We start from the raw sequence: 25895 nt of genomic DNA, 5'->3' as shown, positions 1-25895 counted from the left end.
GACCATTATACGCATATTCTAGTGGTTAGGGAAAATGTTTTTTAAGAATGACTCTAGTCTGACTCTATTAAACCACATCTAGCCAAGAGTTCCAGTAAAACGACTTATTTAGAATCAATCGCAATTAATTGCCAAAAAGTCAAAATAAGAGTTTACTTTTCAAGGCAAGATGCTTACAATGGGTCTAGTGACAGATAAGAATGATTCTAAATTAGCCAAAATTATTAGTTAACCCAAACTTTTATTTCGAACAGTGTTAGAATAAAAAAGGATGTCACAAAACTTATCTGGGGGCGGATATTGATGAAGAGAACTAAGAAGCCAGCAACCTTGGCGCAACGGATCAACGTATTACGGGCGAGTGTCATGGGCGCCAACGATGGTATCTTGTCGGTGGCCGGCATCGTTGTTGGGGTGGCGGGGGCCGCGACCAGCAGCTATGCCATCTTTATTTCCGGGATCGCCGGCATGATTGCCGGGACGGTCTCGATGGCCATGGGGGAATACGTGTCGGTCAATACGCAAAAGGACGCCCAACGCAAGGCGATTCAGACACAGACCAATGCGTTGGACAGCGACTACGAAACGGAATACGGATTTGTGCGCGACAAGTACGTAGCTAGTGGCATCAAGCCAGAATTGGCGGAACAAGCCACCCATGAAATGATGACCAAAGATCCGCTGAAGACCACGGTGCGTGAGCGCTTCGGCTTCAACGTGGGGGAGTATACCAATCCATTTTCAGCGGCGATTGCGTCGATGATCTCGTTTCCAACTGGGTCCATCTTACCGCTGGTTTCCATCAGTCTGATGCCGAAGAACTGGCGGATTGCCGGGACGTTCGTCGCTGTGGTGATTGCCTTATCGATCACCGGTTACGTGGCGGCCATCTTGGGCAATGCCAATCGGCGGAACGGCACGGTTCGCAATGTGATTGCGGGAATTTTAACGATGCTAGTCACTTACGGCATCGGGCGGTTATTCGCCTAGGGGAGGCAGTTTAAATGGTAGCAAATCAAGAATTACGTACGCATAAAAAAACTAAGCAACACCAAACAATGGATGAGAAGCTCAATACGTTGCGAGCCGGCGTGCTCGGGTCCAACGATGGGATTTTGACCGTTGTTGGGGTGCTGTTCAGTGTCGCCGCGGCGACGACCAATCAATTTACGATCTTCATCGCCGGCTTGTCCGACCTGTTGGCCTGCGCGTTTTCCATGGCGTCCGGTGAATACGCCTCCGTCAGCACGCAAAAGGATACCGAAAGAGCTGCTGTCGAAAAAGAAGCGCGGCTGTTGAAGAGCAACTACGCCGACCAGCAGGCGGCCGTCCAACGATTCTACGAGGACCGCGGGGTGTCCGCCGAAACGTCTCTGGCTATCGCCAAGGATTTGATGGCCAAGGATGCTCTGGGCACGGTCGTTAACGTCAAGGAAGATATTCAACTCGGCCACTATATGAATCCCTGGGACGCCGCCTTTTCTTCACTGTTCGCGGCTTCTTTAGGGGGCATCTTCCCGCTGGCAGCCATGACGCTGTTTCCAGCCGCGACTCAGTGGCCCGCAACCATCGTGGCGGTCCTGTTGTCCGTGACCTTGACCGGGTTTCTGAGTGCCAAATTAGGTCACGGCCTGGTCAAGACGGCCATTGTCCGCAACCTGATTGTCGGCATTATTACCATGTTTATTCACTATTACGTTGGGCAATTCTTCTAAGCAGATTATTTCCACTTTCTTATGCCATTGCCAGATAGCAAGTGTACAATGTATCGAACACGTTGACTAAGAGTGGACTCAGGTAGCCGGCGAGTATTAAGGATGATGACCGAATGATCCTGGTGAGGATGGTTGGGCTGTCAGCTTTAAGCACAGCCGGCTGCCTTTTTGGTCCCCGTTTCGGCCTAAGGCTGAGGCGTAGATGTTGGAAAGGATTTTCCAAGTGTCTGAGTTAACGGACTATTTTTTGAAAGTGAGGAATTTGGCTTGAAGCGCAAGATGAGTTTATTCTCTCTGGTCATGCTAACGCTGAGTGCCATCATTGGCTCGGGGTGGTTATTTGGGGCCGGAATGGCAGCCCAAATCGCTGGTCCAGCCGCAGTTTTATCATGGATTTTAGGGGCCGTCGTCATTGGCCTGATTGCTTTGAATTATATCGAGTTGGGGACGATGTTTCCCACGAGCGGCGGGATGAGTCAGTACGCCGCCTTCTCCCACGGCCCGTTACTGGGATTCGTGGCGGGGTGGTCCAATTGGTTGTCACTCTTAACCATTATCCCCATTGAAGCCGTGGCCGCCGTGCAGTACATGGCGTCGTGGCCCTGGGCCTGGGCGAACTGGACACGCGGATTTATCAGTCATGGCAACATTACCAATCAGGGGTTGCTCGTGGTGTTCCTGTTCATTCTCGCCTTTACTTTATTGAACTTTTGGTCGGTTAAATTGCTGACGCGGTTTACCAGTTTTATTTCGATTTTTAAATTGTTGATTCCAACGTTGACCATCATCGTGTTGATCTGGACCGGCTTTGACGTTCACAACTTTAGCCAAACGGCCGGCTTCATGCCCGGTGGTAGCGCATCGATCTTTTCGGCAACGACCGCGGCGGGAATTATCTTCTCGTACAACGCCTTTCAAACGACTATCAACATGGGCAATGAAATCGACCACCCGGAGCGCAACATTCTCTGGGGCATTGTGATTGCCTTTGGCATTAGCACGGTCATTTACACGCTCTTGCAGGTGGCCTTCATTGGCGCGGTACCGGCATCGCAGCTGGTTCACGGCTGGCAAGGCATCAACTTCCAGTCACCGTTCGCCGATCTAGCCATCCTGTTGAATCTGGGCTGGCTGTCGACGCTGCTGTACTTGGACGCCTTCGTGTCGCCGTTTGGGACTGGAGTCTCCTTTGTCGCCACGACCAGTCGGGCCTTGGCTGCTATGACCGGGACCAAGCACATGCCGACGCGGTTAGGTGAGGTCAACCGCAAGTACCAAACGCCGCGGCGGGCCATGGTCGTCAACATGTTGTTGGGCGTGGTCTTAGTGGCGGGCTTTCGGAATTGGAGTGCCTTATCCAACGTGATCTCAACGTCGACGCTGATTGCGTACTTGACGGGACCGGTCACCGTGGCCGCCTTGCGCCACCAAGCCCCTCAGTTTGCGCGGCCATTTCGGTTACACGGCCTGCGTGGCTGGGCGCCGTTGGCCTACGTCTTGGCCAGCCTGGCAATCTATTGGGCAAAATGGCCCACGACCATTGAAGTCTTTGGCGTGATTGCCCTGGGTCTGGTGTTTTACGTGTACTACGAAGTCCGTCGACCCGCGGGCTGGCGCGCCTTACGTGCCAGTTTGCGCGGCAGTCGGTGGTTGTTGTTAGAAATGGTCTGGCTCACGCTGATGTCTTTGGCGGGTAGCCACGATTTCGGCGGGGCCGGCTGGGTGGCTTATCCCCTAGACTTTGTCTTGGTAGCGGCCGGTAGCCTGGCTTGTTACTACCTGGGCGTGCGCGACGCCTACTACAGCGAGTCTTTCGGGATTGCAGAAGAATTAAATCAACGGGTGAGCGAGGACTAGCGCCGTCGCTCACCGAGGGTCGTCCAGGTGGGCGGCCCTTTTTTGTTGAGAGTGGGGCAGAAGGCGGTTACCAGCCTTAAGCGGAACCGGCTGCCTGCTGGCGCACGTTTCGGCCATTTGAGGTTGGGGCACACGGAGTCCAGTGCCGCTGACGCCGGCGAAAGTTGGTCATTCAGGCTAAGGAGAATTGACCTGCCATCTGAAAATAAGATGCTGTTTTATGAGGATAGATTAGTTCGAGTGCCGAATAGTTAGGCAGACGAAAAGGATGCTCGCGATTGGGCGGGCATCCTGAAATAGGTATTAATTAAAGGAAAACGTCGATAATAGCGGTATCGTTTTGACCACTAACCACCAGTCTAAGCGCGCCACCGCCAAGTGTTGGCGTGTGGCTGGAAGCCGGCTGCGGCCAAGACGGCGGGGTCCAATTTACCCGCGTCGATGAGCGTCAGTTCCGTGAGCTGAAGTTCCTCGTGGCCAAAGTGTACCAGGCGGTCGACGATTTCTTGTTGCTCGCTGGCAGGCAGGCGTTTGCCCGCAAAGCCAATCTGGCCGGTGTGTTTGGTCAGGTTCAGTTCGGAAAAGCCGCCCCAGGCGACCAGCTTGTGGACGCGGCGGCGTTCGATGCCCCAGGTCAGCGCAGTCCGGTTCATGGTGTCGTGCATGGTGGTATTGACCCAATCGGCGGTGACACCGAGGTCGTTGCCAGTCAGGTCGGCGACATTTTTCAGGTTGAATTGCGTCAACCAATCGAAGCGAAAGAGGGGGGTCAGTAGGGGATGATACCCTTCAAAACTAGACATGGGTAGTGGGTCCTTTCAAAAGTGATTTTACTCCATTGTACCGGTCTTTACGGATTTCTACCAGTGACTTCCTCGTTGTTTGCCCACGAGCTGTGCTATACTTAGAAGTGATAGTAACTAGTTGAAAGGGGCAGCACACATGACGGAAGATTTTTACATTGGAACTTATACCAAGCGCATTAGTCGCGGGATCTACCGGATCAGCGTGGACACCGCAGCACCTAAGCTCATGGATTGTGAATGGTTAGCTTCAGCTGGAAGCCCAACCTACATTGCCAAGGCCGCAGCCAAACGCTTATACGTCATCAACAAGAAGGAAACGGATGGCGAGACCCACGGCGGGTTGATCATCTATGACGTTTCTGAAGACAAGCCACGGGCCATCCAACAGGTCTTGGATCCCGGTTCGTCACCAGCCTACGTTTCAGTTGATGAGGCTCGGCAACTGGTCTACACGGCCAATTACCACACGGCCGCAGTCACGGTTTACGCGATTGCTGAAGATGGGACGTTGACGGAAACGGACAAGGTCGTGGATTCAGATCCAGTCGGGCCCGCACCCGAACAAGCAGATGGTCCGCATCCTCACTTCGCTGACCTGACACCGGACAACCGGTTAGTCGTCTGCGACCTGGGCTCCGACAGAGTGTATGTCTACGACGTGTCTGCTGCAGGCAAGCTGTCCCCAGTTAGTCAATTGGAAATGACCGCCGGTTACGGCCCACGGCACATTGTCTTTGATGATCAAAAGGGTGTTGCCTACCTGGTCGGCGAACTGAGCAGTAACGTGGCCACCTTGAGTTACGACCCAGCCACCGGTCAATTTGCCGTGAAGGAAATCACCTCGACGATTCCCGCCGACTGGACGACCCACAACGGTGCCGCAGCCATTCGGTTGAGTAGCGACGGTCGGTTCGTGTACGTTTCCAACCGGGGCAATAACTCCTTGGCCGTCTTTGCCAGTGACGACGCCGGCAAATTGACGCTGGTACAACGAATCTCCACGGAAGGTGACTTCCCACGGGACTTCAATTGGACCGCTGATCAAAGCCTGGTCGTCGTGGTCAACCAAAACTCGGATAACGCCACGCTGTACAAGCGCGATGCAGACAGTGGTAAGTTGACGATGGTTCAAAAGGACTTCATGGTTCCAGAAGGCGTCAGCGTCTTACCCGCTTAATTTGTATGAGATTAAAATACCGCAGTCAGTAAACTTGCTGACTGCGGTATTTTTCTGTACGGGTCGGTAAAAGATTGAAAATAGCAGTGATGTGTCTAATTCCTGGAACAACAGTGGGGTGTCTACTAAAGTTAGTGAATTCAGAAGCTGGCGTCCGTCTGGAGTAGGCCGGTTATGGGTGAACACCCTTAGCCTGAGGTAGAACCTCCGCCGAATCCAAAGGGACTATCCCTGGCTGCTCCTACCAAGTTAGGGTTTATTAGTGATACTGTATTGGCTAAAAATTAGTTGATGAGTCAATTGCTACCAAGGGTTAAGCCGTTAATATTGATTGGCGCTTTTGTAGCCGAGAGTCCGCCAAATATGGGTTCAGCCGTGGGAGTTGCCTTAGCGGCGCGGTTTATGCCGCTTAGGCAACTGGCGTCTTTGAGACGTGGGCTTCGGCTCAAAGCGAGGCGCCGAGACCGTACTTTGGCTCGGCCCGTCCGCCCCAGCGTTCCAACCCATATTTGGCGGACGGTAGGCGGCCAGCCCCGACTACGAAGCGTCCAACAGCTAATCCTAATGCCAGAAATTCCAGCAGATTAAACCGGGTAATGCGCCTTAAAATAAGCGGCCATGGTCTGCAAATGGTGTTCCAGGCTCAGCCGTTTGACTACGCCCAGACCGGGGAAATGGTGTTGCTCATGATAGGCGGCTAACGTTTGCGCGGCAGGGGTTTGGACGGCGACTGCTTGTTTTGGCAACCACTGCGCCAATTTGGACACGGCCTGGAAGAACTTTTCCTTGGGGTGGCGAAAGTCGGTGCGGTCGTCGGATACGAAGCGGTGAATCCGTAGCTGGTCACCGGCAAAGTAGGTCAAGTGCAGCGTGACGGCGCGGGCGGGGTAGCCGTGCTCGCTGTAATGCGCGCCGCCAATGGTGTAGTCGCTGACGCCTTGGTAACCGTCGAGAGCCGCTATCGCCCAGTCGTCACTGAAGAAACCGTCGACGATATCGGCGTAGCTGCGGTCGTGTTCGGGAACCCAGGCGTGATCAAAGAGACTCACGCTGGGGCGGTCGAGCAGCTGGCGAATCCGGGCCTCGGGCGGTACCAGCAGGTAGGTCGGCGCCGTCAGCCAGCCGGACTGATCAGCGGCGACCAGTTCGTCATATTGGCGGGCTACCAGTAGGGTGCGGTGGTTCGGTGCGGCCGTTAAGTGCTCCGGAATCGTGGTGGGTGTCAAAACGTGGCCCACGATGAGGTGCGGGTTGGTCGCGTAGGGCCGACAATCATAAAGCTTTTGTTGGGTCAGAGCGTAATCGCTGACGGTCGGGTTGGCGATGACCACGAGGGGTTGGCCGTGCGCGACAAAGGCCGCCACGGTTTGCGGCAGGGCCCGGATGTCGCGGACGGGTTCGATGATGGGGATGATATTGGGTGGGAGCACGTGTTGTTGCGCAATATTTTTCAGCGCCAACAAATCGTACTGGCGTCCCCGAAAATAGGGGAAATAAATCATGAGCGCAACTCCTTTACCTGTTGCTGAAGCTGGTGGCGTTCGAGGTTCAGCGCGTCGATTTCACTTTGGAGAGCCGTGACCGCCGTCGACTGGGTGTCTTCGATGAACTGGTCGTAGAAGTTGGCGTCCGGATCATAAATATCATAATGTTGATGGCGCTTCTTCAATTCTTGGTACAACCGTTCAGTGCTGTACTGTTTTAACCCGGTGGCCATCTGCTTGGCCTTGCCGACTTCGCGGGCCTGCGAGGCGATGAAGCGGGTGGTCAATTCGGATGCGGGGACCTGTAAGTCTTGGCGACGCGGCGGCCGGGCCACGGTCAAATACCCCGGGGTGCTGGGGGCTTCCGTGGCGGTGGCTAACAGGGCGGGGTCAAACGGCCGGTAGATCAGCACGCCGATCTTCGCCGGGATTTCGTCCGCGACTTCTTGATAGAGCTTGAGCGGCAAGACGAAGTAGTTGTAGTGGCCGATGAAGGACAGCTTGGCCTTGGAGTGAAAGTCACTCTTGGTGACCTTCAGCTCGTAGCAGCGCCATTCGATGGATTTGTCCGGCAATTCTTGGTAGCTGAGCGTGTCGACGATGCCCTGGTCATCGGGCATGGTGACCTCCTCGACGGCAAAGGCCCCGGCCTCGCGGCAATAAGCGTAGAGCGTAGCCTCTAGGGCCAAGGTTAATTTGGTTTTCATGGTTGAGAGACCTCCTGATGCCAAAAGTTGTGCACGGCTTGCGACAATTGTTCGGGGCGGTAGAGTCGGCGGAAATGTTGCCAGTGCCGCGGATACAGGTCGGTGTAGCGAGGACTGGCGAAACGCTGGTCCATCAGTAAAATGATACCGACATCCTGGGACCCGCGAATCAGCCGGCCGGCAGCCTGAAAGACGTTGTTTAACCCGGGAATCTGGTAGGCGAAGGCAAAGCCGCTATGGGACTGCTCGTCGAAGTAGTCGCGCAACAGGTCCGTTTCCGGATTGATGCCGGGCAGGCCGACGCTCACGATACCCACGCCAATCAGCCGGTCCGCCTTGAGGTCGATGCCTTCGGAGAAGATGCCACCGAGAATGGCAAAGCCCACCAGTGTTTCACTGGGATCGGCGGTAAAGTTGGCGAGAAACGCCGACCGGTCGGCCTCGGTCATTTTGGCTTCCTGACTGACGGTCTTGACGTGTGGATAGGCCAGGTGAAAGGCTTGACTGACGTTGAGCAGGTAGCTGTAGGACGGCAAGAAGATCAGGTAATTGCCGGTCTTGCCATCGACCAACGTCTTGATGGCAAGTAAGATCTTGGCCAGGTTGGCGTCCCGCTGCTTGTAGGTGGTTTGAATGTAGGTCGTTACCAGGATGGCTTGGTGCTCGGGTTCAAAGGGCGAGTCCAGTTGATAGGCCAGGCTGTCCTGGTCACCGCCCAACACCGTTTGGTAGTAAGCCATGGGCGACAGGGTCGCGGAAAAAAGCACGGCGCCGTGGCCCAACGCCAGGCTGTCGGCCAAAAACGCGCTGGGGTCTAAGCACAGCTCTTTGAGCGTGATGTCGCCATCCGTGACCTCCAGGCGCATGCGGTAGGTGTCGTCGAAGTACTCGCCGATGCGCTGGTAGCTGATGGCCGTGAAGTAGTAGTCCAAAACGGCCTGGGTAAAGGGCGTTTGCGGTTGGTCGACTAACCAGTCGTGAATGGCTTCGACCAAGCGGCCGAGGTCGTGGTCAAAATTTTCTGGCGGCAACAAGAAGGTCTTGTCGGTGGCCCCGTCCGCCAGCATGGGCTGGGCCACGTCGCTGAAGGTAGCCCGCAGATCTTGCAGGCGCCGACGCAACTTGGGCGTGGCCTGAGGGGCGTCGCGGCTGGTGTCGATCAGGTGGTCCAGCGGCCGACTGGTGATGGCGGCCGAATACATATCGCGCGAGCGGCTGACCAGGTTGTGGGCCTCGTCGATCAAGAAGAAATTATCGGGGTCCTCGGTTGCAAAGAACCGCTGCAGGTGGACTTGCGGGTCGAACAGGTAGTTGTAGTCGCCAATAATGACGTCACAAAAAAGGCTGGCATCCAGTTGAAATTCAAACGGGTCCAGGGTGTGTTTGCGCGCATAGTCTTCGATGACTGGGCGGGTGAGTTGGTCGTTATGTTGAATTAAGTCCAGCAACGCCGGCTTCAAGCGGTCGTAGTATCCCAACATGTAGGGGTTCTCCTCGGGTGTCAGGTCGGCTTCTTCGGGAAACATGATCTTGTCCTTGGCTGTCAAGGTGATGCTTTTGAGCCGCAACCCCTGGCTAGCCATCAGACTGACGGCTTCTTCGGCGACCCGCCGTGTGCTTTGCTTGGCCGTTAAATAAAAAATGCGTTGGATCACGCCTTCGCCAATCGCCTTGATGCTGGGAAACAGGGTGGAGATGGTCTTCCCGGTACCGGTGGGGGCCTCGGCGAAGAGCCGTTTGCTGGTTAAAATCGTCTTGTACACGGCGACGGCCAGCTCGCGTTGCCCCGGACGATAGGCGCCGAAGGGAAAGCTGAGCGCTTGAATAGTGGGGTCACGCCGAGCGCGCAGGTCCGCCCGAAATTTCAGCCAGGTCACATATTCCGTGATGACTTGCTTAAAGAAGTCCTGGGCTTCTGCACGGGTGATGACTTGGTCGGTCTGCGTTGTGGTCTCCGTGTTGGTCTGGAAGTAGGTCAACGTCAACGTGACCTGGTCCAAGTCGGTTTCTTTGTTCATTAATAGGTAAGCATAGATCTTGACCTGGGCCCAATACAGCGTCAGCGTGTTGTCACTGAGCTGGTCAAATACCGTTTCCGACGTCTTGATTTCCTCAATGCTGGCGGCCTGTTCGGTCAGGGTCACGCCATCGGCTCGGCCGTGAAGCAGGTAGTCGTCGCCGTTTAAGTTCAGTTCCTTATCTAAGTAGTATTCCTTTTGGTAATTTTCACCGCGCTGTTTTTGCAGGCGACGGTGGATCTGAGCGCCGAGAAGCGCCGTATTCTGGCTGCCTGAGGTGGCACTAAGGTCACCGGTACGCAGGGTGAACTCCACCAGCTCACGCACCCCTAATTTGATTGGCATCCGGCCATCGCCTCCATTTCTGGCAATATCATACCACACTTTCCGCCGAGTTTGAACGCGTGTTCGCGAAAGATATTTTTCTTGTGAAAAAGTTCTAAAAGGATTGGCAATTGTTATGTAATCGCTTACAATAGGATGCAGAGGTGATTAAGATGAAGACAATCGGATTTCCATTATACCAAGAAACACCCACGCTCCAAGATGACGGGGCGGCCCTGCAACGGATTTGCCAGCGCTATTCTGGGACGGCCACGATTCGGGTCAACGCAAACGTTGAGCTGAATCCGCGGCTAGCCCAGGAAGTGGCGCAGCTTTCCCAGTATGGTGGCGATTTTGTCCAGGTCGTTGCGGACGGCCCGGATGAGGCTCAGTTGGCGGCCGCCATTCATCAGCAGCTGGCCAAAGATAAGTATTGTTATTAACAAGCAAAAAAGTTACGCCACAGGACCTGGACTGGTCGCCTGACCGTTCGCTAGTGCCTGGATTAGGCGGTTCTTAAAATAACTGAATGTCGATTCCGCCCTTAAGCGGTGAATCGCTAATCTCAACGCGCCTGGGGCAACTTCCCAGGCTTTTTGGCGTCCCCTGACATAGCTGAAGCGTACGCCAACGGGCAGCTGATCAATTTTCATTGGCAATCGTGCCACAGCTGACCGCCACTTGACGACCGGCAGACGATTCGCTAAGCTCAAAGCAGACGAGGGAGGAATCGGTATGGACGAAGCACAAGTGGCGCGGCTCTGTGAGATTGCGCCCAAGTATGGCCTGCACCTGGAACATCAGGGTTTGATAATTACCAAAATAAACGATCAAGCCACGACGTTCGATACCGCAAGCTATATGCCTGATCAATTTATTGACCTCTTATCTAAAATCATTGCGACGAATATGAAGGCAGATCTGTGGCAATGGCAATAAAAAATTAGCGCCGTCCCCTTGGGGTCACGACGCTAATTTTATAGACATTTTTATTCCTCTTCCCAACGGTCGAATTCGTTGGGGTGGCTACTGAGGTAGCTCATGGCTTCTTGCGCCAAGGCCTTGCTAGCAGCGGTAAAGTCGTGGGGCGCATTGGCTTCATCGGCGTCGGCTTCATCGTGTAAGAACCCTTCCGCCAGGTCCAAATACTTGGTCCGGCGGCCGGCACCGTCGTCCTTGAACAAGTCATCTAATCCGTTGAGATCGGTCTTGGCCGCAGCCGCGACCTTTTCAGCTAAATTGGGTTGTTTCCCTAATTTGTTAGCGGCGTAATCCATCAAAAAGTCATTCATATCAACGATGATGGCGTGCCGTGCGACTCTTTCTTTTTTGTTTGCCACTTCTGGTCACCTCTCACCCTTAATTCTAGCCATTATCGGAATATTACGCAATTAATCGCACGTTATTAATAAATTAATCGTGTTTGACCCTTAACTATCGGCATAATTTCATTAATTTTAGGATTTTGGCAAAATTTACCGAAAATTTACACGAATGCGACGGAAAATATATATTCACCACGTAGAATCAGGGTTGTAAGTTAAGGGGAGCACCACGGAAGGTTTTTAAATCTTAGCTTACGTTGTGGTGGTTCTACTATCTTAAAAAGACATGGAGTGACAGAGATGAATAAGGGATCAAAGTTAGCAATGGGGATTGCGGCAATTAGTTTATTATTAGTTGGTTGTGGCAAGGCAACGAGTTCAACGAGCAGCAAGAGCAGTAGTAGCGAAGCCTTATCTGGTAAGGTAACGGCAGTGGGTTCCACGGCCTTACAACCTTTAGCAGCTAAGGCGGGCGCAAACTTCCAAGCCAAGAACAGCAAGGTTAACCTGACCGTTCAAGGTGGGGGTTCCGGGACTGGGTTGAGCCAAGTTCAAGCCGGCGCCGTTTCCATCGGGAACTCGGATATCTTCGCTGAAGAAAAGGCGGGGATCAAGGCTGACAAATTAACTGACCACAAGGTTGCTGTTGTCGGGATGGCACCTGTTGTGAACAAGGATGCCGGGATCAAGAACCTGAAGATGGCCCAAGTTAAGCAAATCTTTACCGGGAAGATCACCAACTGGAAAGAAGTCGGTGGGAAAGACCAAAAGATCGTGATCATCAACCGGGCACAGGGAAGTGGGACGCGAGCAACATTTGAAAATGCTGTCTTGAAGGGTGCCACTGCTGTGAAGTCGCAAGAACAAGATTCTAACGGTGCGGTTCAAAAGATCGTTGCGACGACTCCAGGTGCCATCAGCTACTTGGCCTTCTCTTACTTCACGAACAAGTTACAAGCCGTGTCCATCGACAACGTGACGCCAACGGACAACAACGTTGAAAATAACAAGTGGAAGATCTGGTCTTACGAACACATGTACACCAAGGGGACGCCTGACAAAGCAACTGCGGCCTTCTTGAAGTACATGGATTCCAAGGCGGTTCAAAACAGTTTGGTTAAAGACATGGGTTACATCAGTATCCATGATATGAAAGTTACCAAGGACGCTAAGGGGACAGTTACCCAAAACTAAGCGTCAGCAGCGATAGTCGTCGTCACAGGGGTGGAGGTGCGAACACAGCACCTTCACTTTTTTTAAAGGGGGAGTCAATTCATGGAGCAAACAAATTTCCAACTAAAACAACAAAAGACCCAGTCCAATGACTGGTCTGCCCGGTTGCATCACGCGACTCGGGCCACGCGGGAAGACTGGCTGGGTAAAAGTATCAGCTACCTGTGCATTGGGGTCATCATCTTGGTGGTGGCGTCCATGCTGTGGTTCATCACGTCTAAAGGCATCGCCACCTTCACGCAAAACCACGTGAGCCTGGGTAAGTTTTTGACCGGGACCAACTGGGCGCCGGATCAAGGCAAGATTGGCGCGTTACCCATGATCGTCGGGTCGTTTGCGGTGACCTTTGCCGCCGCCATCGTCGCCACGCCATTTGCCGTGGGGACCGCCATCTTTATGACCGAAATCTCACCTAACAAGGGCCGGAAACTCCTACAACCCGTGATTGAATTACTGGTGGGAATTCCATCCGTCGTTTACGGGTTCATTGGGTTAGCCGTAGTCGTGCCCTTCATGCGTAGCATCGTGGGTGGCTCCGGTTTCGGGATTATTTCCGCAACGTTTGTGCTGTTCGTCATGGTCTTACCCACGATTACGTCCATGACCGTGGATAGTCTGCGGGCCGTACCGCGTCACTTCAAGGAAGCCTCATTAGCCTTAGGGGCAACGCGGTGGCAAACGGTCTCCCGGGTCATCTTACGGTCCGCTACACCCGGTATTCTGACCGCCGTCATCTTCGGAATGGCGCGGGCCTTCGGGGAAGCGTTGGCCGTCCAAATGGTCATTGGGAACGCGGCCATCATGCCCAAAAACCTGATCTCACCAGCCTCAACGCTGACGAGTCAATTAACCACGGGGATTGGGGACACCATTGATGGCACGTTACCGAACAACGCGCTGTGGTCATTGGCGTTGATTTTACTACTGATGTCATTATTCTTTAACGCACTGGTGCGGGTGATTGCAAAGAGGGGGCAACTCAAACATGAACGCTAAACGTACGGATTTTTTGGCGACGGTCATCATTGACTTAATCGTCGCCGCCGTGGTAGGAATCTTGATCTTCCTGCTGGCTTACATTCTGATCTCTGGGTTGCCTCACGTCACCTGGAACTTCTTGACCGGGACTACGGATGCCTTCAGTGGCGCCGGCGGAATCGGCGTCCAGTTGTTTAACTCGTTTTATCTGTTGGTCTTGACCATGTTGATCTCCATTCCCATTTCCTTGGGGGCCGGCATCTATTTGGCCGAATATGCCAAGGACAACTGGCGGACCAGCCTGATTCGTTCCGCCATCGAAGTCTTGAGCTCACTGCCTTCCGTGGTCGTTGGGTTGTTTGGCTTCCTACTGTTTGTCGTGAAGTTCAAGATTGGCTTTTCCGTTATTTCTGGGGCCATTGCGCTGACGTTCTTCAACCTGCCGCTGTTAACGCGGAACATTGAAGAGTCCCTGAGCGCCGTGTCCCGGAACCAACGGGAAGCTGGCCTGTCGTTAGGGCTATCCAAATGGAAGACGGAAATCGGCATCATTTTGCCCGTGGCATTGCCAGGAATCGTGACCGGGATCGTCTTGAGTGCCGGTCGGGTCTTCGGGGAAGCCGCCGCTTTGATCTACACGGCGGGGCAAAGTGCGCCCGTCACCAACTTTGCGGATTGGAACCCGATGGATGCGGCGAGTCCGCTCAATCCATTCCGGCCCGCAGAAACGTTGGCGGTGCACATTTGGAAAGTGAACACGGAAGGGCTGGCCACCAATGCCGCCCAACTGTCTGCGGCAGCCTCAGCGGTGTTGATCATTGCCGTATTGTTATTCAACCTGGGCGCCCGGTTACTGGGGAACTTCCTCTACCGGCGTGTCACGGCCAGCAAGTAAGGGGGAACTGCAATGTTAAAACAATATTCATTTGATAAAACGGCGGTGCAGACCTTCGCTGACAATACGCCACTGGCCATGAAGACCGAGAATTTACAGGTCTTTTACGGGGCCAACCACGCCATGCACGATGCCAACTTGGAATTTCCCAAGAATCAGATTACCGCATTGATTGGGGCTTCTGGTTCTGGGAAATCGACGTACTTGCGGTCACTGAACCGGATGAACGACGGTATCGCCACGGTCACCGGTAAGATTTGGTATCACCAGGTCGACATCAACGAGCCGACCGTTAACATTTACGAGATTCGACGGCACATTGGGATGGTCTTCCAACGGCCCAACCCCTTTGCCAAGTCGATTCGCGAAAACATTATCTACGCGTTGCGGGCCAATGGCTTGAAAAACAAGGCAGAACTAGAAGAACGCGTGGAAAAGAGCTTGCGGGGTGCGGCCCTGTGGGATGAAGTCAAGGACTCACTGGATAAGAGTGCCTTGTCGCTGTCTGGTGGGCAACAACAACGGCTGTGCATTGCGCGGTCGATTGCTATGGAACCGGATGTACTGTTGTTGGATGAACCTTGTAGCGCCCTGGATCCCATTTCCACGGTCAAGGTGGAAGAGACCCTGTTGGAACTGCAGAAAAAGTATACGATTATCATCGTGACCCACAACATGCAGCAAGCTGCGCGGGTCAGCAGTCAATGTGCCTTTTTCCACTTGGGGCACGTCATGGAATACACGTCGACGGGAACCATGTTTAGCAATCCGCAGATTCCGGTCACGCAAGATTATATCGCCGGGAGCTTCGGTTAATGGAGTTCGTGGGTCAGCGCGAGACGCTGATTCACGAGCTTTTTTGGGTGCCGCGAAGACTGTGCTTGTCGTATAATGAACCTATCAAGGTTTTGGGAGGAATTGACGATGAACAGGAAAGTATTTGCGGCGGGACTCGTCTTTATCGGCGCATTGATTGGTGGCATGGTGCCAGCAGCCGCCAGCACCCAGTATTTGGGCGTCACGACGCATAAATTTTTACAAACCAAACGTAAAATCGTGACCAAGAATGCGGCGAAGACGGCGACGATTACCATCCCCAAGGGGACCGTGGTTCAGATTCAAGCTATCAGTGCCAGCAACGGCAAGACGGCGGTCGGATTGAATATTAATCAGTTGAGCTATCATATTCGCAAGACCGACCACCAAAAGGGTCTCATGACGCGGTCGATTGCGGCGACCACGAAGAATTTTAAACACGTCTCTGTGCCCAAATACTTAGCGTTCTACGCGACGCAAAAGACCTATCCCGACGGCGCATTGCGCAACTACAAGGGAGATGGCAACCTGTTCAAGGGCACCAAGTACCCCAAGAATGATACCAAGGCCAAGCTGGCCCGCGTGCACATCACACCGGATGGCTACCTGGAGTATTACAAACGCAGTGCCTTCATCAACAAGCAAGTCGACGGCAAGCCCACGACTTCCGTAAAAATCACCAAGGCCGTGCGCCCGGGCAAGAGTGGCAAGACGACGCTGTATACCAAGAGTGCCGTGCCCAAGGCCATCGGGACCAAGGTCAAGAAGAGCGGCAAGTATCGGTATCGCGTAACGATTAAGCGGCTGAATCAGTATTATGCCACCACTTTTTACCAGGCCAAGACCAAGAACGTTTTGAACTCGATTGAAATCGCCGCCGGTTACCAGGTCGGCAAACAACAGTACTTCATGAGTGAATCCACGGTCTACCCGGCCTAAAAAGGAAAAGCAGCGAGCCCTCAGTATCTTCTGAGAGCTTGCTGCTTTTTGCGTAATGATTGAAAGTGAAATTCGCGAAACCAGTAGCCTGCGTCAGGCTAGGGTGAGGCCTACAGCGCCAACTCAGATGTGACCATCCCTGGCCAACTCCGGTGAGTTGATGCCTATCAGTAACACTGTGTTAATGAAGGATCTGTCGTCAATGCAGCTACTGCTCGGGGTTAAGACGATAGTTACTAACGTGTATTCCTGTAGCCGAGAGTTCGCCAAATATGGGTTCAGCCGTGGGAGTTCCCTTAGCGGCGTGGTTCTTGCCGCTTAGGGAACTGGCGTCTTTGAGACGTGTTCTTCGGCTCAAAGCGAGGCGTCGAGACCGTTTTTTGGCTCGACCCGTCCGCCCAAGCGTTCCAACCCATATTTGGTGAACGGTAGGCGGCCAGTTCCTGCTATGAAGCGGTCAATAACTGTTGCGTTAATGATGCATCTTAAATTCCAAATAACGGTCGTTGTACAGTTCGACTTTGGCCGGCGACAGGTCGCGGTAGACCTGCAGGTGGTCGATGGTCGACTGCGTGGGGTAGAACTGGCGGTCATCGCGAATGGCCTTGGGCAACAGCGCCTTGGCCTTGGCGTTAGGCGTGGCGTACCCGATGTAAGCCGCGTTTTGAGCGGCGTTGGCGGGTCGGCTCATGAAGTTCAAGAAGGCGTAAATGGCGTTGTAGTGTTGGGCCGTCTTGGGGATGACTAGGTTGTCGAACCACAAGTTACTGCCCTCGCTGGGCACGACGTAGTGGAGGTGGTGGTTGTTGGCCAGCATTTCGGCCGCCTCACCGGACCAGTCGACCGCGATGGCGGCTTCGTCTTGGACCATGTACATCTTGATTTCATCGGCCACGATAGCCTTGACGTTGGGCGCCAACTGGTTGAGCTTTTGTTCAGCGGCGCGCAATTTTTGCGGATCGGTGGTGTTCATCGACTGGTGTTGCGTGATCAGGGCCATGCCCATGATGTCGCGGGCCGAGTCGATCAACATAATCTGGTCGCGGAACTTAGGGGACCAGAGATCTTGCCAGTGCTGGACCTGACTGGCCTTGACGAATTTGTCGTTATAAATGATGCCCAGCGTGCCCCAGAAATACGGCATCGAATAGCGATTACCGCGGTCGAAGGGCTGATTCAAAAATTGTGGGTCGAAGTTGTGCCACCCGGTCAGCCGGCTTTTGTCCAGTGGCTGTAGGAGGTGGGCCCGTTTCATTTTCGCGACCATGTATTCGCTAGGGATGGCCAGGTCGTAGTGCGTACCACCCTGATTGATCTTGGTGTACATGGCCTCGTTGCTGTCGAAGGTTTCGACGTTGACGTGGTAGCCGGTTTCTCGTTGAAATTTCTTCAGGAGACCGGGGTCAATGTAGTCGCCCCAGTTGTAAAGATTCAAGACCTTGTCGCCGGTACTGCCGCTGGAGCGTTCCAATTGCGCACTGCTGTAAGCGAGCAGGCCGCAGATGGCGAGTAAGCCGATGATCAGACTGACTAAACGTTTCATGAGACCACCTCCCGCTTACGATGCTTGCGTTTGCGACTGGCCTGTTGAATCCAGTAGTAGCCGCCCACCAACAACAGGGAGAAGAGAAACATGACGCCGGACAGCGCGTTGATCTCCAGGTTGATGCCTTGCCGCGCCCGGGAATAGATTTCCACGGACAGGGTGGAAAAGCCGTTGCCAGTCACAAAGAAGGTCACGGCAAAGTCGTCCAGCGAGTACGTCAATGCCATGAAGAAGCCGGCAAAGATACCGGGCGAAATGAAGGGCACGATGACTTGCGACAGGAGTTGCCGCGTGGTGGCACCCAGGTCCTGCGCGGCGTCCAACATGGAAGCCGACATTTCCCGTAGCCGGGGGAGTACCATCAAGACCACGATGGGAATTTCAAAGGCAATGTGGCTCATCAGCACCGAGCCAAAGCCCAGCGGAATTTTGAGCATCGTGAAGAAAATCAGAAAGCTGGCCCCGATGATGACGTCCGGTGAGACCATCAAGACGTTGTTTAACGTCAACAGCGATTCACGGGTGACCCGCTTGGTGGTGCGGTTGATGCTCAGGGCGCCCAGTGTGCCGATCAGAGTCGCAATCAGCGATGACAACAGGGCGACCAGCAGCGTATTGGCCACGATGGCTAGCATCCGCGCGTCGCTAAAGAGCGTTTGGTAGTGCCGCCAGGTGAAGCCGTGGTAGTTGGTCATGGTCTCCCCCTGACTGAAGGAGTAGACGATTAGAAATAAGATGGGCGCGTACAAAATGATAAAGACCAAGATCAGGTAGGCCTTGGCAAATTTTTGTCTCATCGCGGCGTCCCTCCTTTCGGTCGTTGGTCGCCGGTCAGCGTCATGACGATAATCATGGCGATGATCAGGACCACACCAATCGTGGACCCCATGCCCCAGTTCATGGTGGTCAAAAAGTGTTCCTCAATCGCGGTCCCCAGCGTGATGACCTTGTTGCCGCCAATCAGGCGCGTCAACATGAAGAGGGACAGCGAGGGGATGAAGACGGCTTGGACGCCCGCCTTGACGCCCGGAAGCGTCAACGGAAAGATGACCCGCCGAAAAGTCTGCCAGTTGCTGGCGCCCAGGTCCCGACTGGCGTTGACGAAGGCCGGGTTCAGGTCATCAAGGGCGTTGAAGATCGGTAGAATCATAAATGGAATCTGGATGTAGGTGGCCACGAAGATGAAGCTGGCGTTGGTGAACAGAATTTGTTGCGGGCCAATACCAATGAAGGTCAAAAATTGATTGGCCAATCCGGCCTGGCTGAAGATACCAATGAAGGCGTAGGCCTTTAACAAGATGTTGATCCAGGTTGGCAAGATTACCAGTAGTAACCAGAATTGCCGGTGCTTCAGCTGATGGAGAAAGTAGGCCGTGGGGTAGCTGATCAGGCCGGTGAACAGGGTGATCAAAAAGGCATACCATACGGAATTCAGCGTCATCTTGAGGTAGGTGGCGGATTGAAAATAAGTGCTGTAATTGCTGAAGGTAAACTGGTGACCCAGGTCAAAGAAGGATTGGTAAATAATCAAAGCGACCGGCGCAATGACGAATAGTGCCAGCCACAGGCCGTAGGGGATGAAGTACAACCAGGTTTTACGTTTCGTCACGGGTCTCATCCTCCGTTTCGTAAGTCTCTAGCCGCGCGTCGAATTCGGCTTCCTTCTCGCCAAAGCGCATGACGTGCAGGTCTTGCGGCCGGAAGGTGATGCCCACGGCCGTACCGTCCTCGGCGGGATTGACCGAGTGAATCAGCCAGTCGTTGCCCAGCCGGTCGGTCGCCGCAATTTCGTAGTAGTCGCCGCGAAATAACTGGGTGTCGATGGTCACGGTCAGCTTGGCGTGCTCTGGGTCGGTCAGCGTCAGGTCTTCGGGCCGAATGACGATTTCCACTGGTTCGTTGACCGGGATGCCGGCGTCGGCACATTCGAATTGGTGGCCACCAAAGGCTACTTGGAAGTCGGCAATCATTTTACCGGGTAAGATGTTGCTTTCCCCGATAAAATCGGCGACAAAATGGTTGATGGGTTCGTCGTAAATGTCGACCGGTGAGCCGCTTTGGAGGACCTCGCCTTGGTTCATGACGAAAATCTCATCGCTCATGGCGAGGGCTTCTTCCTGGTCGTGGGTGACGAACAAAAAGGTGATGCCAAGGCGTTGCTGCAGGTCGCGCAACTCGTATTGCATTTGGCGGCGCAACTTAGCGTCTAACGCCGACAACGGTTCATCGAGCAACAGGACTTGCGGTTCCATCACGATGGCGCGGGCAATGGCGATCCGTTGTTGTTGGCCCCCGGACAGGGCGCTGATCTCACGGTCGCCGTAGTCGGCGAGCTGGACCAGCTGGAGTGCCTGGGCGACCCGTTTTTCAATTTCTGGTTTCGGTGTTTTTTTCAAGGTTAAGCCAAAGGCCACGTTTTCCGCCACGGTCATGTGCGGGAAGAGGGCGTAGTCTTGGAAGACCGTGTTGACGTTGCGCTTGTTGGCGGGCACGGCATTGATCCGCTGGCCGGCAAACAGCACGTCGCCCTCAGTCACGTCGGTAAAACCAGCGATAGTTCGTAAAATGGTGGTCTTACCGCAGCCTGATGGGCCGAGAAGGGTGTAAAACTTTCCAGGCTCCAGCGTGAGGTTAATGTTTTTCAAAATGGGATGGTCATCGTAACGCTTGGTGACGTGACGCAGTTCAATAATAGGTTGGGGCATCAGGCGGCCTCCTCTAAGGTAGATTTGGTTGCGGGGCGAACCGGGCAACCTTTTTGATTATAGCGGGTTTAGCAAGAAATTGAAACGAAAAAAGATGGTGGTTGGGTCAGATAATTAAGGTGGACAATTAACACAGCCAGGGCGGAAATTGCGCGTGCCGAAAAAGGCCGAGACCAGTGGCCCCGACCGCGGGATGATGCCTATAGCCTACCAACCGTTGACGAGAAAAGCCATCATCAGGCTGGGGGATGTGTCTAAAGTTAAGCGGACCGGCTAAAACCGACGTTCCAAGACGAAGGTGCGGCGATTCATGGCCACGATATTTTTCGGAGTAGCGCTAAGAAGTTTACGATAAAAAATCTCACAAAACATGGCAATTGTCACAGCTATACCTGATAATCAAGAGGTTGCCTACCCACACTAGCAACAGTGGGGAGGTGAATCCTTATGTTGCAAACTTTTTTTGCACCACTGGTTGTTGGCCTCCTAGTTGCCATCTTTACGGATTGGTTGGAACGTAGGCGGCATAGGTAGTTTTAGGCGACTTCTGACCCACCCGTTTGTTAACTTGGACGTATAAAAAAGCCCCTGACTATTGCAGTAGTCAGGGGCTTTGGTGAATCCAATGTTACAAACTTTTTTTGTACCTTAAGTATATCACAACAGCGATAAATAACAACTGACACACACCAGCTGTCATTTATACCTAAAACGAGATGCTTTGTACATAAATGTAAACCGCAATACAAAAAAACTGCTAGCCGCTAAGCTAACAGTTCCGTGTTGCCCCTGCCAAGGTGTGTGTGCGACGACGGTCAGCCATGACGGTGACCGTCTGCGATGAAGGCAGCTGCGAGTGAAGGGATTAAAAAAATGAGAACGTTATGGGCCACGCTTGGTGCCACCGTTCTCATCGTAAATCTTACTTCAATGGACCTTACCGGATTTGAACCGACGACCTCCTGCATGCGAAGCAGGCGCTCTCCCAACTGAGCTAAAGGCCCATACCACTTATGCATTCTATTATATCACGATGATTGAAAATGTTAATGCAAAAGTGGCTTTTGGCTTTAAAAATTTAGTGTTTGAATCCCTTGAACAGGTGCTGCCAGAGGCTTTGACTGTCCGTTTGCAACATCAACCGTTGGTATTGACGGCCGATGTAAACGGCGAATAGACCGGTGGCCACGATCAAGATGGCCAGCGATCCCCATTGTTCGCCCCAGCCCACGGTACCGTTGATGATTCGCATCGGCATGAAGTATGACGAGAAGAAGGGCACGTAGGACAAGATCTTGACGATCACCGCGTCCATGTTGTTTTGGAACGGGAAGGTGGCGAAGAAGCCTAGCATCCCCAACATGACGACCGGTTGTGCCGCCTTAGAGGCATCTTCGGCCTTGGCGACCAGCGCCCCGCTGTAGGCAGCCAGAATCGTGTAGATGACCACGCCGAACAACAGGTACAACAGGTTCAGGTTAAACAGGTTGTGGAACACACCGCTGACCAGTGTCTGATGGTCGACAATCAGGCGGTGAATCCCCGCATAGTTCATGGCGATGGCGTATCCGGCCCAGCCTCCCAGCAGGTAAATGACGATTTGGGTGACGATCATCAGGAGGATTCCCGTGATCTTACCCACGAAGTAGCTGGTGGCCGTGGTACTGGAGAAGATGATCTCCATGATCTTCGTGCCTTTTTCCGAGGCAATCTCTTGGGCCGTAATCGAAGAATAGGTGATGAGAATGATGTAGATCATGGTCACCAGTACCCAAAAAGAAATGAGTTTGGCCAGGTTAGAGGTCCCGGTCTTGGTGGCCACGTGTTGCTTCAACACCGGTGTTTGGGCCAGCGCCTTTTGTTGCTTGGGTGACAGGTTGGCCGTTTGGTAATTTTGGACCTGCTGGTATTGCGTCAGGAAGTTCTTGACCTGCGCTTGCAGGCCACTACTCATTGACTTACTGCCGTGATAATCCCCGCGTAGGCGCGTCCCGTCATTGCTGAGGGTGAGGTAGCCGGCCAAGTGGTTGGCCTTGACCGCTTTTTTGGCCGCGGCCACCGTGGTGATCTTGGTGTTGATGTTGTCCGAGTGTTGTGCAAGATAGCCCCGCCGGAGTGCTGGGGTCTCACTGATGACGGCGACTTGACTGCTACTGCGATTACTGTTGGCACTGATGTAGCTGATGCCCGCGGTCAAGGCAATCATCAAAAACGGACCGAGGATCATGAACAGGAAGCTCCAGGATTTTACCTGGCGCAGATAGGTCTCAAAGGTCACTACCCAAGTCTTAGACATGTTCCTCACCTACTTTCAGTCGGAAGATTTCGTCAAGGGTCGGCGGTTGTTGGCTGAACTCCTCGATGTAGTGGCCCTGGGTCAGGGCGTCAAAAATGGCGGGTCCCGCGGTCGCGTCGGTCAAATGTAAGACGTAACGGCGACCGTGCCGCGAAGTGACGCTGGCAACCCCGGGAAGGGTGGCGAGGCGGTCGGCCGACCAATCGGTGGTCACGAACAGCTCGGTCTTCCCAAATTGGTCGCGAACCTCATCCAGCGTGCCGTGAAGGACCACGTTGCCCTTGCGCAGCATGACTAACCGATCACACACCGCCGTGACGTTTTCCATGTCATGGCTGGAGAAGATGATGGCCGCACCGTCTTGTTTGGCCGTCAGGATGGCCTGCTTTAACAGATCGGCGTTGACCGGGTCCAGGCCACTGAATGGCTCGTCTAGGATGATGAGCTTGGGGTGGTGGATCAAAGTGCAGATCAATTGGACCTTCTGTTGATTACCCTTGGAGAGGTCCTTGATCTTACTCTTGCGGGTCCCCTTGACGGCGAAGCGTTGGAGCCAGTCGTCGATTTGGGGCCGCGTCACCTTGGCGGATTGGCCCTTGAGCCGTGCCAGGTAGATGATTTGTTGTTCAATAGTTAATTTGGGCATCAGGCTACGCTCTTCTGGCAGGTAGCCGATTTGGTCGAAATCAGTGGCGGCCAAGGTGTGGTCTTGCCAGTGAATCTGACCGGCGTACGTGATGAAATTTAAGATGCTATGAAAGGTCGTGGATTTACCAGCCCCATTTTGGCCGATCAAGCCGAGGATCTGGCCGTCCGGCACGTCAAAGCTAACATCGTTGAGGGCCTTGACGGGGCCAAATTCCTTACTGATGTGCTGTATGCTTAACATGGCAGTTTCGCTCCTATCGCGTTAATGGCTCTATTATACCCGTAGATGGTGGGGAAACTAAAGGCGGGTAGGCACTTTGTAAAGTAGCTGTCATCTAAAGACGAGAGAGTGAGCCAAAAGGCGATTAACCGGCGAGCATTCAGGCTCGCCGACTAATCCCGGGTTGAGATTGTTTGGTTAGCAGTTTTAAGCGGAACCGACTGCCTTTTGGCGATGTAAAGGTACCCAATTATAACATTCATTATAATCGGGCTTAGAGGCAAAAACGGCCAGCCAGGGCAAAGGGGCCCGGTTGGTCGTTTGAAATATGCATTACTTTCTATTCTGTGGTTGCGCAGTGCTGTTGACTTGTGCTTGGGCCGGCGCCACTTTACGGGCGGGCCGCATGTTGAAGATGATGTTGAGTAAGACGGCCGAGAAACTCCCAATGACCACGCCGTTGTTCATCACGATCTGTAAGGATTGCGGCAGGGCCTGGAAGATTTGTGGATAGACGGTCACGCCGAGTCCCAGGCCGATGGAGATGGCGGAGACCAACAGGTTGTTGTTATCTTTGAAATCAACTTGTTGGAGCATCCGGATGCCTTGGACGCCGACCATGCCAAACATGACGATCATGGCGCCACCTAAGACGGGATCGGGAATGACTGTGGCCAACGCACCAATCTTGGGTAAGAGGCCCAAGAGCATCAGGAAGGCCGCGGAGAAATACAGCGGCTTGCGCGTTTTCACGCCGGAGAGTTGGACCACCCCGACGTTTTCGGAGAAGGTGGAATACGGGAAGGTGTTGAACAGGCCGCCTAAGATGACGGCGATGCCTTCCGCGCGGTAGCCGCGTTTCAAGTCTTGTTCGCCGATCGGCTTACCGGTGATTTCACCCAAGGCAAAGAAGACGCCAGTCGATTCGACCATGGTGGTCAAGGAGACCAGAATCATAGTCAGAATAGAGGACCATTCGAATTTGGGCGCGCCGAAGTAGAAGAATTGGGGCAGGTGGAACCAGCTGGCCTGGCCGACCGCCTTGAGCGAGACCAACCCCATGGCTGCCGCGATGAACGTTCCAATCAGGATCCCGGCTAGAATAGATAGGGACTTCAAGAAACCCTTGGCAAAGGCGTTTAAGCCCAAGATGATGGCCATAGTCAGAAAGCCAATGAACAGCAGCTTGGGATCGCCAAAGCTTTTGGCCGTGGCATCGCCGCCTCCCAGGTCCTGAAAGCCCACGGGAATCAGGGTGAAACCGATGATGGTGATCAACGACCCCGTCACGACTGGTGGGAAAAAGTGCTTGATCTTGGAGAACCAACCGGCACTCAAGAAGACGAAGATCCCGGCACTGATGATGGCGCCGTACATGACGCCCACGCCGTATTGATTACCAATGGCGCTCAGGGGTGTCACGGCTTGGACGGCACAGCCTAAGACGACCGGTAAGCCGATCCCGGTCAGCGGGGTACGCTTTAATTGTAAGAGGGTCGCGACCCCACACATGAAGATATCCGCACTGATCAAATAGGCCATTTGCATGGCGTTGAAGTGTAACGCGCCCCCAATCAAAAGGGGCACGATGACGTCACCAGAATACATGGCTAATAAATGCTGAAACCCTAAAATTGCTGCGCGCCACAGGGAAAGTGGCTGGCGAGCCGCTGACGACGTAGAAGTTGCGGATTTGGACTGCAAGACAATTTCCTCCTTGTTGTGATGTCTATTGGCCCAAGGTTGGTGAAAACAAAAAAGCTCCCTTGCAAAAAGGGGGCTACTGAAAACTCGCCGACGAACTCTTTTCATCGGCAAAAAGAGTTTCGTCCTCAATTTGCTTATAGTCCAGAATTTACGGTTCTGGGTAGAAACTCGCCAACCTTATTATGGCATTATATAGGCAATCACATATTTTTTAAATGGAATGTCACTTACTTTACCACGGGTAAATGAAAAAAACAATCCCTGATGTCATTTTCGGATTTTGTGCCAGAGATTTTTCAGAATGTCGCCGAACCAGTGGAATACCGGGCCCCAATCGGCCATGCCGCCGGATGAGCTGTACTTCTTGGGATGGACGTGAACCCCGGGAACATAGACTTTGTCGCGATCTTCGTTTTTTGACATTTATGAGTCATCCTCTCCGAATTCTAACTTAATTTTACCGCAAATACGGTACAATGTGGATAACGAGTTTGGGTGG

The 25895-nt window shown here is 53.5% G+C and carries 25 protein-coding genes, 1 tRNA gene and 1 riboswitch; of the genes, 12 read left to right on the top strand and 14 right to left on the bottom strand.

Annotated features, from left to right (window positions below):
- Positions 1-303 precede the first annotated feature (303 nt).
- The 3 genes from EGT51_RS00485 (at position 304) to EGT51_RS00475 (ending at position 3572) form a co-directional block, all read left to right on the top strand.
- On the top strand, positions 304-990 hold the full coding sequence (locus EGT51_RS00485) for a VIT1/CCC1 transporter family protein (RefSeq protein ID WP_167850101.1): 687 nt from the start codon (positions 304-306) through the stop codon (positions 988-990).
- Positions 991-1004: 14 nt separating this feature from the next.
- A complete protein-coding gene (locus EGT51_RS00480; RefSeq protein ID WP_135366840.1) occupies positions 1005-1715 on the top strand; it encodes a VIT1/CCC1 transporter family protein in 711 nt (236 codons plus the stop codon).
- A gap of 267 nt (positions 1716-1982) precedes the next feature.
- Complete coding sequence (locus EGT51_RS00475; RefSeq protein ID WP_135366839.1) at positions 1983-3572, top strand: APC family permease; 1590 nt, start codon at positions 1983-1985, stop codon at positions 3570-3572.
- Positions 3573-3931: 359 nt separating this feature from the next.
- Here the strand turns inward: EGT51_RS00475 and EGT51_RS00470 are convergent, their stop codons facing one another.
- Positions 3932-4375 carry a GNAT family N-acetyltransferase gene (locus EGT51_RS00470; RefSeq protein WP_135366838.1) on the bottom strand — a complete coding sequence of 148 codons (444 nt, stop codon included), beginning with the start codon at positions 4373-4375 and terminating at the stop codon, positions 3932-3934.
- Between the two features lie 139 nt (positions 4376-4514).
- Here EGT51_RS00470 and EGT51_RS00465 point away from each other — a divergent pair, with 139 nt between their 5' ends.
- Positions 4515-5555 carry a lactonase family protein gene (locus EGT51_RS00465; RefSeq protein ID WP_135366837.1) on the top strand — a complete coding sequence of 347 codons (1041 nt, stop codon included), beginning with the start codon at positions 4515-4517 and terminating at the stop codon, positions 5553-5555.
- A 584-nt stretch (positions 5556-6139) separates the two neighbouring features.
- Here EGT51_RS00465 and EGT51_RS00460 read toward each other — a convergent pair.
- The 3 genes from EGT51_RS00460 to EGT51_RS00450 are packed head-to-tail and all read right to left on the bottom strand — an operon-like array spanning position 6140 to position 10109.
- Positions 6140-7057, bottom strand: a complete 918-nt coding sequence (locus tag EGT51_RS00460) for a sce7725 family protein (protein WP_135366836.1) — start codon at positions 7055-7057, stop codon at positions 6140-6142.
- Positions 7054-7746, bottom strand: a complete 693-nt coding sequence (locus tag EGT51_RS00455; RefSeq protein ID WP_135366835.1) for a hypothetical protein — start codon at positions 7744-7746, stop codon at positions 7054-7056. The genes EGT51_RS00460 and EGT51_RS00455 overlap by 4 nt, the downstream gene beginning before the upstream one ends.
- Positions 7743-10109, bottom strand: a complete 2367-nt coding sequence (locus EGT51_RS00450) for an ATP-dependent DNA helicase (protein WP_135366834.1) — start codon at positions 10107-10109, stop codon at positions 7743-7745. The genes EGT51_RS00455 and EGT51_RS00450 overlap by 4 nt, the downstream gene beginning before the upstream one ends.
- A gap of 152 nt (positions 10110-10261) precedes the next feature.
- On the opposite strand from EGT51_RS00450, the gene EGT51_RS00445 reads away from it, so the two are divergent.
- Positions 10262-10531, top strand: a complete 270-nt coding sequence (locus EGT51_RS00445; protein ID WP_135366833.1) for a PTS sugar transporter — start codon at positions 10262-10264, stop codon at positions 10529-10531.
- A gap of 292 nt (positions 10532-10823) precedes the next feature.
- Entirely contained in the window at positions 10824-11027 is a 204-nt protein-coding gene (locus EGT51_RS00440) for a hypothetical protein (RefSeq protein ID WP_135366832.1), read from the top strand.
- A gap of 50 nt (positions 11028-11077) precedes the next feature.
- Here the strand turns inward: EGT51_RS00440 and EGT51_RS00435 are convergent, their stop codons facing one another.
- Positions 11078-11428 carry a hypothetical protein gene (locus tag EGT51_RS00435; protein WP_135366831.1) on the bottom strand — a complete coding sequence of 117 codons (351 nt, stop codon included), beginning with the start codon at positions 11426-11428 and terminating at the stop codon, positions 11078-11080.
- 285 nt (positions 11429-11713) lie between these two features.
- Here EGT51_RS00435 and EGT51_RS00430 point away from each other — a divergent pair, with 285 nt between their 5' ends.
- The 5 genes from EGT51_RS00430 (at position 11714) to EGT51_RS00410 (ending at position 16274) form a co-directional block, all read left to right on the top strand.
- Complete coding sequence (locus EGT51_RS00430; RefSeq protein ID WP_135366830.1) at positions 11714-12607, top strand: phosphate ABC transporter substrate-binding protein PstS family protein; 894 nt, start codon at positions 11714-11716, stop codon at positions 12605-12607.
- 81 nt (positions 12608-12688) lie between these two features.
- Positions 12689-13642: a phosphate ABC transporter permease subunit PstC gene (gene pstC / locus EGT51_RS00425; RefSeq protein ID WP_135366829.1), complete on the top strand. Its 954-nt coding sequence runs from the start codon at positions 12689-12691 to the stop codon at positions 13640-13642.
- Positions 13632-14519, top strand: coding sequence for a phosphate ABC transporter permease PstA (gene pstA, locus EGT51_RS00420; protein WP_135366828.1), 888 nt, complete (start codon positions 13632-13634; stop codon positions 14517-14519). Before pstC ends, pstA begins: the two co-directional genes overlap by 11 nt.
- Positions 14520-14531: 12 nt before the next feature.
- Complete coding sequence (gene pstB, locus EGT51_RS00415; RefSeq protein ID WP_135366827.1) at positions 14532-15335, top strand: phosphate ABC transporter ATP-binding protein PstB; 804 nt, start codon at positions 14532-14534, stop codon at positions 15333-15335.
- 108 nt (positions 15336-15443) lie between these two features.
- Positions 15444-16274: a hypothetical protein gene (locus EGT51_RS00410; RefSeq protein ID WP_135366826.1), complete on the top strand. Its 831-nt coding sequence runs from the start codon at positions 15444-15446 to the stop codon at positions 16272-16274.
- Positions 16275-16746: 472 nt separating this feature from the next.
- On the opposite strand, the gene EGT51_RS00405 is transcribed toward EGT51_RS00410, so the two are convergent.
- The 4 genes from EGT51_RS00405 to EGT51_RS00390 are packed head-to-tail and all read right to left on the bottom strand — an operon-like array spanning position 16747 to position 20525.
- Complete coding sequence (locus EGT51_RS00405) at positions 16747-17817, bottom strand: ABC transporter substrate-binding protein (RefSeq protein WP_135366825.1); 1071 nt, start codon at positions 17815-17817, stop codon at positions 16747-16749.
- Entirely contained in the window at positions 17814-18617 is an 804-nt protein-coding gene (locus tag EGT51_RS00400) for an ABC transporter permease (RefSeq protein ID WP_135366824.1), read from the bottom strand. The genes EGT51_RS00405 and EGT51_RS00400 overlap by 4 nt, the downstream gene beginning before the upstream one ends.
- A complete protein-coding gene (locus EGT51_RS00395; RefSeq protein ID WP_135366823.1) occupies positions 18614-19438 on the bottom strand; it encodes an ABC transporter permease in 825 nt (274 codons plus the stop codon). Before EGT51_RS00395 ends, EGT51_RS00400 begins: the two co-directional genes overlap by 4 nt.
- A complete protein-coding gene (locus tag EGT51_RS00390) occupies positions 19416-20525 on the bottom strand; it encodes an ABC transporter ATP-binding protein (RefSeq protein ID WP_135366822.1) in 1110 nt (369 codons plus the stop codon). The genes EGT51_RS00395 and EGT51_RS00390 overlap by 23 nt, the downstream gene beginning before the upstream one ends.
- Positions 20526-20972: 447 nt before the next feature.
- On the opposite strand from EGT51_RS00390, the gene EGT51_RS13175 reads away from it, so the two are divergent.
- Positions 20973-21059 carry a type I toxin-antitoxin system Fst family toxin gene (locus tag EGT51_RS13175; RefSeq protein ID WP_125575124.1) on the top strand — a complete coding sequence of 29 codons (87 nt, stop codon included), beginning with the start codon at positions 20973-20975 and terminating at the stop codon, positions 21057-21059.
- A 397-nt stretch (positions 21060-21456) separates the two neighbouring features.
- Here EGT51_RS13175 and EGT51_RS00380 read toward each other — a convergent pair.
- The 5 genes from EGT51_RS00380 to EGT51_RS12880 all read right to left on the bottom strand — a co-directional run bounded on the left by EGT51_RS00380 (position 21457) and on the right by EGT51_RS12880 (position 25819).
- Positions 21457-21529 (bottom strand) — tRNA-Ala (locus EGT51_RS00380).
- Positions 21530-21603: 74 nt separating this feature from the next.
- On the bottom strand, positions 21604-22821 hold the full coding sequence (locus EGT51_RS00375; protein WP_135366821.1) for an ABC transporter permease: 1218 nt from the start codon (positions 22819-22821) through the stop codon (positions 21604-21606).
- Positions 22814-23710 carry an ABC transporter ATP-binding protein gene (locus EGT51_RS00370; protein ID WP_135366820.1) on the bottom strand — a complete coding sequence of 299 codons (897 nt, stop codon included), beginning with the start codon at positions 23708-23710 and terminating at the stop codon, positions 22814-22816. Before EGT51_RS00370 ends, EGT51_RS00375 begins: the two co-directional genes overlap by 8 nt.
- 312 nt (positions 23711-24022) lie before the next feature.
- Positions 24023-25393 (bottom strand): nucleobase:cation symporter-2 family protein, encoded by a 1371-nt coding sequence (locus EGT51_RS00365; RefSeq protein WP_179951116.1) that lies wholly within the window; start codon positions 25391-25393, stop codon positions 24023-24025.
- A gap of 120 nt (positions 25394-25513) precedes the next feature.
- Positions 25514-25612: riboswitch (purine riboswitch) on the bottom strand.
- 51 nt (positions 25613-25663) lie between these two features.
- Positions 25664-25819 carry a hypothetical protein gene (locus tag EGT51_RS12880; protein WP_167850100.1) on the bottom strand — a complete coding sequence of 52 codons (156 nt, stop codon included), beginning with the start codon at positions 25817-25819 and terminating at the stop codon, positions 25664-25666.
- Positions 25820-25895 lie beyond the last annotated feature (76 nt).

The organism is Levilactobacillus suantsaiihabitans, assembly GCF_004745505.1.
GTDB lineage: Bacteria > Bacillota > Bacilli > Lactobacillales > Lactobacillaceae > Levilactobacillus > Levilactobacillus suantsaiihabitans.
This window is presented reverse-complemented; position numbering and strand designations above follow the sequence as displayed.